At 50.1% G+C, this 4,003-nt stretch carries 4 protein-coding genes; 3 read left to right on the forward strand and 1 reads right to left on the reverse strand.

The features are described 5' to 3' along the window. From KDK16_RS07895 to KDK16_RS07905, 3 genes are all read left to right on the forward strand, one after another. Positions 1-945, forward strand: a 945-nt coding sequence (locus tag KDK16_RS07895) for an amino acid ABC transporter permease (RefSeq protein WP_257275472.1), incomplete at its 5' end; no start/stop codon positions are given. Between the two features lie 11 nt (positions 946-956). After that, positions 957-2,045, forward strand: a complete 1,089-nt coding sequence (locus tag KDK16_RS07900) for an amino acid ABC transporter permease (protein ID WP_257253509.1) — start codon at positions 957-959, stop codon at positions 2,043-2,045. A 27-nt stretch (positions 2,046-2,072) separates the two neighbouring features. Then, positions 2,073-2,834 carry an amino acid ABC transporter ATP-binding protein gene (locus KDK16_RS07905; RefSeq protein ID WP_257275474.1) on the forward strand — a complete coding sequence of 254 codons (762 nt, stop codon included), beginning with the start codon at positions 2,073-2,075 and terminating at the stop codon, positions 2,832-2,834. 91 nt (positions 2,835-2,925) lie between these two features. Here KDK16_RS07905 and KDK16_RS07910 read toward each other — a convergent pair. Next, positions 2,926-4,003, reverse strand: a 1,078-nt coding sequence (locus tag KDK16_RS07910) for an OmpP1/FadL family transporter (RefSeq protein WP_257275473.1), incomplete at its 5' end; no start/stop codon positions are given.

A 4,003-nucleotide genomic window follows, 5' to 3' on the forward strand; every position in this document is an offset into this window, starting at 1 on the left:
GGCCTACTCAATACTTTACTGGTCTCTTTTCTCGGCGTTATCTTTGCCACCATTCTTGGATTTCTGATTGGTGTGGCCCGGCTCTCCTCTAACTGGCTCCTGTCTAAAATGGCCAGTATTTATATTGAGGTTTTCCGCAATATTCCCCTGCTGCTGCAAATTTTCTTCTGGTACTTTGCGGTTCTGGGTATTCTGCCGAACCCCCGTCAAAGCATCAGTCTGTTTGACTCCATCTTTATTAATGTTCGTGGTATCTCTCTTCCCTGGCCCGAATTGAACGCGGGTATGGTGACGGTTGCCTGGGTTTTCATGGCCTGTCTTGCTGCTGTGCTGGTTTTGAGATTCTTTATGCGCTCATGGCTGCTTAAAGCTCAGCACCAAGAAAACAAAGGGCAAATGGTTCTTTATATCAAGGCAGCAATGGCTTCAAGTGTTGTGCTGATTCCTCTCGTGACCAGCTTTCTGGTGGATGCTCAGTTGCGATGGGAGATACCAGAATTAAAAGGTTTTAATTTCTCCGGCGGTCTGGTTTTAATTCCTGAACTGGCTGCGCTCTGGTTTGCTCTGAGTATTTATACTGCGGCTTTTATTGCTGAAGTCGTTCGCTCTGGTATTGAGTCTGTCAGCAAAGGTCAGAAAGAAGCCGCTGCGGCTCTGGGTCTCAAGCCTCGCCGCGTGCTGAGTCTGGTGGTGATTCCTCAGGCCATGCGGGTGATTATTCCACCCCTGACCAATCAGTACCTGAACCTGATCAAGAACTCTTCACTGGCGACGGCCATAGGTTACCCGGATCTGGTCAGTGTCTTTGCGGGAACCACCCTGAACCAGACCGGTCAGGCCGTTGAGGTGATCGCCATGACCATGGCCGTTTATCTCACGATCAGCCTTACCGTATCTGTTTTGATGAACTTGTATAACCGTTGGGCATCGCTGGTAGAGCGGTAAGGACTCTCTTAATGAAGAGCACGATGATGGAAGAAAAAATGATTCCTGCAAGAGAGCCCCCGGTCAACTCGAGGGGTGTTTTAGGCTGGATGCGGGAGAAGCTGTTTGCGACGCCCTCACAGTCACTGATCACATTGACGCTTATTTACGGTCTTTATCTGATCCTTCCTCCCTTATGGCAGTGGGCAGTTATGGACGCTACCTGGACGGGAGAAAGCCGCTCGGCCTGCAATGTTGACGGTGCCTGCTGGGCTTTTGTCACTGCACGACTGGATCAGTTTATTTACGGCTTCTATCCGGAGAGTGAAATCTGGCGGGTGAATCTGTTTTTTGTGCAGTTGGCCCTGATTCTGGGTTGGCTGATGATCCCGGCTATTCCCGGCAAGAAGCTGGCATTGGGGTTGGGATTGCTGGTATTGCCGGTTACCTCCTGGCTGGTGCTGTCTGGAGGTTACTTCGGTCTGCCCGAGGTTGAAACCCATAAGTGGGGTGGCTTGATGGTGACCCTGGTGCTGGCGCTTTATGGCATGTTGGCATCATTACCGGTAGGCGTTTTGCTGGCCCTTGGCAGGCGATCTTCCATGCCGGTCATTCGGACGTTCTGTACGGCTTATATTGAACTCTGGCGTGGGGTTCCGCTGATTACTGTGTTGTTTATGGCTTCGGTCATGCTACCTCTGTTTGTTCCGGAAGAAATCGTTTTCGACAAACTGGTTCGGGCCCTGATCGGGATTGTCATGTTCCAGTCAGCTTATATGGCCGAAGTGGTGCGTGGTGGATTGCAGGCGATTCCAAAAGGGCAGGTGGAAGCCTGTCAGAGTCTCGGAATGGGTTACTGGCAGAGTATGCTACTGGTGGTTCTGCCTCAGGCTCTGCGTCTGGTGATTCCCGGAATAGTGAACACCTTTATTGCACTGTTCAAAGACACCAGTCTGGTATTGGTGATTGGTCTGTTTGATCTGCTTTCGATTGTTCAGGCAGCCCTGAATGACCCCGAGTGGCTGGGCAGTGCTGTAGAAGGTTATCTGTTTGCCGGCTTTGTGTTCTGGTTGTTCTGCTTTGGTATATCCAAGTACAGCCAGCGACTGGAAAAGAATTAAAGAAAATGAGAGGTCTTCATGGATAAGATGGTCCGGGAAGTAAAAGACCCTGCAAGCCCTGTTATCAGGTTGAATGGGGTTAACAAATGGTACGACAACTTTCATGTCCTCAGAGATATTAATCTGGATGTGGTGCGTGGCGAAAAGATCGTGATCTGCGGGCCATCCGGTTCGGGTAAGTCGACTTTGATTCGCTGCATTAACGCTCTGGAAGAGCATCAGGAAGGCCAGATTATTGTTGATGGCACAGAACTGACCCGGGATCTGAAAAATATAGAGAAGGTTCGTCGTGAGGTCGGTATGGTGTTCCAGCAGTTCAATCTGTTCCCCCATCTGACGGTGCTGGAAAACTGCACACTGGCACCGCTCTGGGTCAGGAAAACCACTAAAAAAGCAGCGGAAAAAACGGCGATGGAATACCTTGAGCGCGTCCGTATTCCTGATCAGGCGGATAAATATCCCGGGCAGCTCTCGGGAGGCCAGCAGCAGCGTGTGGCGATTGCCCGAAGCCTCTGCATGAACCCGGAAATCATGTTGTTTGATGAGCCCACTTCGGCACTGGACCCGGAAATGATCAAGGAAGTGCTGGACGTCATGATTGAGCTGGCCAATGAAGGCATGACCATGCTCTGCGTGACCCATGAAATGGGTTTTGCAAAAACGGTAGCAGATCGCATGATCTTTATGGATCAGGGGCAAATCGTGGAAGAGGCGACACCGGAAGTCTTCTTTAATAATCCGAAGTCTGAACGTAGCAGGGCATTTTTGGGGCAGATTCTCAATCACTGAGAGCTTGTTGGACTTCACCTGAATGCCAAACAAAAAGGCCGCTCATCTTTTGATCAGCGGCCTTGTTATAGGATGCTACTGAAGAACCGACTTAGAAGCGGTAAGTCGCAGAAGCATGGAGGGAGTAAGAGCTGGATTCGTACTTACCTGCGTAAGATGTAGTCGTGTCAGTCAGCTGGCCACCACCTTTGACATCGTCATTCTCAACGGTGTCATAGACAGCCGCAAAGTCCAGATCCACCTGTCCATCAAGAATGCTGGTTCCGGCACCCAGAGTAAAGCTGTGGGCGTTGGCTGGCGTTGAGAAGGTAGGTGCAGCATACTCTTCGGGTACAACAGCTGTTGTATAAATGTAACCGGCTCTCAGGGCCCAGTTTTCAATACCGGTGTACTCGGCAGCAATGCGGTAGTTGTACTGGTCTTCCCAGTTGGTGTTGATTGCGGGTACAAGCAGATCGGGATTATCATCGGAAGTAAACTCGATCTGTTCATTGTTACCATACTCAGAGTACGTGATCTCACCAAACAGGGTCCAGTATGGAGCTACCTGGTAGTCGATACCGGTAGAGATCTGCATGGGCAGAGCTGTTTTTGCAGTAGCATCACCTGAATTATTGCCGGTAAGTTCGGTTCGCTCGTTGTAATCACCATCCGCTTCAATATCTACTTCAGAACGGTAATTGATACCCCAGCCCCAGCGGTTGTCGTCAGAGCGATACATGGCACCCAGGCGGACACCGAAGGTGTTAAAACCGCTCATGTCGTTGTAACCCACCGCAGCGCCTACATCCCCTACAAAAGGTATATCAGCAGCTGACACCATGTTGATATCGGCTGTGGCATAAGTCAGGCGATAGGTGCCCCCAACGGACCAGTTGTTATTGATGCGATAAGATAACCCCAGTCCCGCTTCAATAATCTTGATGTCAGTAGAGTATTCGTCTGTGATGGATACATCTTTGCCAGCCGTTACATCTTCATACTTAGCAGCAGCACCACCAGAAGCATAAACACCGTAACCCATTGTGAACTTGTCATTCAGTTTGTAGAGACCTGTCAGGCCGCCAGCAGGAGAAAAGTTGGTTTCACCTTCAATAAAACTTGGTTCACCAGCCGCAGGACCATTGACCTGAGTAAAAGTAGGAGATACATGCAGAGCAATATCATTA

This window comes from Endozoicomonas sp. SESOKO4, from assembly GCF_024606275.1.